The following is a 3,001-nucleotide window of genomic DNA, read 5'->3' on the forward strand; positions in this document are numbered from 1 at the left end:
ACCTGCTGACAGATTTACCCATTGTCACGTTGCTGGTAGATATGCTGACCAGCCCGATGGTGATGATCTGGATGGTGTTGGCTTCGATTGCTCATGCATATTGTTATACCGCTTTTTATAAGAGTTTTTCACTGATTGGTGTAGGGCGGGGCGAGGCTATAGGTAATTTATACGGGGTGTTTGCAGTTTTGTTTGTCATGGCATTTACTCTGGAACTACCTGAATGGTATTTCGTGTTGGGCCTGATTCTGACCGTAACCGGCAGTTTTGTTATGTATCGTGAACCGGCAGAGAATATTTCTACCCTTCGCGAGGTGGAGTCATGAAGCTACCACAAAAGGGCTTTCTGCTGATCACGCTAAATCAGTACCCGAGTTTGTGGGATTTTGAATTGATTCAACGGGCACTAGTGGAATATGAGTTACAGGGTCATTACTGGATCAATCATTTCAGTATTGCTCTGGATGAGCTGGCTTCAGCCGGGCTCATTAACCGTATCGGGCATCGGCTTGATGATGGTGAAGCGATTGCGAAGGATCGTTTACTGTTTGAGTTTGCTTTGTCTGACTTTGGTCGACAACGCATGTTAGATACCGGTCTGTTAGAAGGAGAAACCACCAATGACTGAATTCTGGGGATATCCTTACGCCGATGTGCTGGCTTTTGTGATTATATTTGGGCTTAGCCTTGTGGCTTTAGTGTGTGCAAGGATCTTTGTCAAAACGTATTAAGTCTCTATAACGCAAGTCAGCTATTCATCTACCTCCTTGGAAGTACGTCTAAAGGCGTGTTGCCATAACATGTCATTAGCAATCATATTGTCAGATACCCAGCTTCGAGCTTTTGTTAATTGTATTTTCAGGATAGTCAGTTGACCATCCTTGATGCGTGATAATGTAAACAATAACAACTAAAAAAATACAGCCAAAGAGCTGTAACTACAGGGGAAAACGGGTGAGTGAGCCTTCAGTACCTGCCAATGTGGCAGCCGTTGATTTGCTGGCAGAAAATAGGGCAGATCCATCAACGTTGCACCGTAGAATCAATTGGACCGGGGCCTTCTGGGTAGCGAGTGGCGTACCGGCACTGGTGCTGTTTTCCATGGGGGCGGTAGCAGCAACAGTTGGCCAGCCTGCCTGGCTGATATGGATCATTTCTATCAGTTTTGGTTTTCTGCAAGCCTTTACCTATGCCGAAATCGCCGGATTATTTCCACATAAAACAGGCGGTGCATCAGTTTATGGTGCAGTAGCCTGGATCCGATATATAAAGATTGTTGCGCCAATATCAGTATGGTGCAACTGGATAGCCTGGGGGCCGGTACTTGCGATCGGATCGGGGCTGGCAGCAGGATATATTCTCTCCGCTCTGTTTGCACCTGATGCTGTCATCAATAGCTGGCAAATTACGCTGGTCGATCTGTCATATCTTAAAGACGGTTTGAGTTTGCGAATCAACGCGACATTTATCATCGGTAGTGCCCTGATGCTGGTGGTTTTTGCTATCCAGAATGGCGGTATACTTCGGTCGGCACGCGCCACCATGATCTTTGGTTTGACTGGTTTGTTGCCATTACTGTTAGTTGGCCTGGTGCCTCTGATTACTGGGGATTTACCGCTATCCAATCTTACCCCATTGACACCTCTGGCTTATGACTCAATCGGTAATGTGATCGACGGTGAATGGAACCTTGAAGGCTGGAAACTGATGGCCGGAGGACTGTTTATTGCGGCATGGTCAACCTATGGATTTGAAACAGCGGTTTGTTATACGCGGGAATTCAAAAATCCCAAAAGCGATACTTTCAAGGCCATATTCTTTTCGGGTTTGTTATGTATTGCAGTGTTTACCCTCGTACCTCTGGCATTTCAGGGACACCTGGGACTAGGACAGCTTGTAGAGCGGGAAACGCTCAATAGTGCCGGTCAGGTTGTGGCACCGGCAGTTTATGATGGAATGCTATCGGCAGAAATCTACAGTGGTATGGGCGTGGCGAATGTCCTGGCCGGTATTCTGGGTGGGAATAGTATGTTTGCCAATGTGTTTGTGGTGATGCTGGTGCTGGCGTTGCTGTTGTCAGTGATGACCACCATGGCCGGTTCATCACGCACCCTATATCAGGGATCTATTGATGGTATGTTGCCCGCTTATTTATCCAAGGTAAATGAACAGGGAGCCCCGACTGCTGCAATGTGGACCAACCTGATTGTCAATCTGGTGCTGCTCAGCATGTCTGATTATGTATTCCTGCTGGCTGCATCGAATGTAGGATATATCATTTTCAATTTTCTCAACCTCAACGCCGGTTGGATACATCGACTGGATAGGCCAAATTGGGAACGACCCTACCGTGCACCAACAGTGCTCATTGCGATTGGCACGCTATTGTCCTACGTAAATATGGTGCTGATGGGTATGGGGGCGAATGTCTGGGGTAAGGGAACGCTGATGAGTGGGATTCTGCTGGCATTGCTGGTGATTCCGATCTTTATCTGGCGACATTATCTGGTGGATAAAGGCATATTTCCTAAAGCCATGCGTGAAGATATGTCACTGGATGAAAATGGCGGCGATATTATTTGCCGTGCCGGTATTCTGCCTTATCTGGTCTTGCTGGCTGGCATTCTTATAGTCTTTTTCAGCAGTTTGCTGGTGGCTGATCTTTAGTCTAGGGCTTGATGATCTTTCATCTCCGCCTCTGTTGTGAGCTGAAAAAGTGTCACTCAAGGCACGAGGAGCGCCTTTTGTGAGATACATCCATGTATCTCACCCCATTGGGGCTTGCGCTCAAAAACGCTCCCGGCGTTTTTGTAGTTACTCTAAATAAGCGACGAGCAAAGCTTCCGCATCCTGCTCACGCCCCTGACCTACATCCATGTAGGCCACGCAGACCGGCGCGCGCCTCCTTGGCGTGCCGGCATATGATGGGCAAGGATGCCTGAATGCCGCGTTAGCAGGGATAGCGATAGCGGCCTGTTCATCCGTGGACATAAGTGGCGCT

General features: G+C 48.0%; 3 protein-coding genes and 1 pseudogene. 3 read left to right on the forward strand and 1 reads right to left on the reverse strand.

What is annotated here, in order from left to right:
- The 3 genes and pseudogenes from B3M51_RS04405 to B3M51_RS04415 all read left to right on the forward strand — a co-directional run.
- Window positions 1-326, forward strand: a pseudogene (locus B3M51_RS04405) (hypothetical protein); the annotation flags it as partial.
- A complete protein-coding gene (locus tag B3M51_RS04410) occupies window positions 323-628 on the forward strand; it encodes a hypothetical protein (protein ID WP_292480793.1) in 306 nt (101 codons plus the stop codon). The pseudogene B3M51_RS04405 and the gene B3M51_RS04410, both read left to right, overlap by 4 nt.
- Before the next feature lie 326 nt (window positions 629-954).
- The gene (locus B3M51_RS04415) at window positions 955-2,667 is read left to right on the forward strand and encodes an APC family permease (RefSeq protein WP_292757092.1); all 1,713 of its coding nucleotides are present in this window, start codon (window positions 955-957) and stop codon (window positions 2,665-2,667) included.
- Window positions 2,668-2,814: 147 nt separating this feature from the next.
- On the opposite strand, the gene B3M51_RS04420 is transcribed toward B3M51_RS04415, so the two are convergent.
- Window positions 2,815-3,001: hypothetical protein (locus B3M51_RS04420; RefSeq protein ID WP_292757094.1), on the reverse strand; the 187-nt coding region annotated here is incomplete at its 5' end.

Origin of the sequence: Methylophaga sp. UBA2689 (genome assembly GCA_002354555.1) — a bacterium.
Taxonomy (GTDB): Bacteria; Pseudomonadota; Gammaproteobacteria; order Nitrosococcales; family Methylophagaceae; genus Methylophaga.